The sequence below is a fragment of the Pseudoalteromonas sp. A757 genome (assembly GCF_004103285.1).
Classification (GTDB): Bacteria; Pseudomonadota; Gammaproteobacteria; order Enterobacterales; family Alteromonadaceae; genus Pseudoalteromonas; species Pseudoalteromonas galatheae.
Map to the genome: position 1 here is coordinate 1 of NZ_QNQN01000021.1, position 495 is coordinate 495.

Sequence of the window (495 nt, forward strand, 5' to 3'; positions counted from 1 at the left end):
CTAACTCGTACTAATTACCCGAGAGGCTTAACCATACAACGCCAAAGTGGTTTATAAGCGACAGAAGTTAATAGACTAAAGTAGACAGAAGAATTTAATAGCTTTTTCCAGATTTAAGAATTAAACAAGGTGACCAACCTCAGCGATATCGCGAAATCGGTTCACCTTGCGCAAATGGAATGCTCGTGCGAGGCACGATGTCATTAGACATTTGCACCCAGATTTCCTGATGACCATAGCGTTTTGGAACCACCTGACCCCATGCCGAACTCAGAAGTGAAACAAAACAGCGTCGATGATAGTGTGGGCTTCCCATGTGAAAGTAGAACATCGTCAGGGCCTTATTAAAGAAACCCGTTGCAGCAATGCGACGGGTTTTTTGCTGTTTGGGGCATAGAGATTTGAGATATAAAACCTCGCGAGGTAAACTCGCTCCTACCACAGCATCAGCACTGACCAGCGTGGTCGGAGGTGGTTTACCCACCGAGCTGTTGG

At 46.1% G+C, this 495-nt stretch carries 1 rRNA gene; it reads left to right on the forward strand.

Annotated features, from left to right (window positions below):
- The first annotated feature begins 225 nt into the window (after window positions 1-225).
- Window positions 226-339, forward strand: a 5S ribosomal RNA gene (gene rrf, locus DRB05_RS00130).
- Window positions 340-495 lie beyond the last annotated feature (156 nt).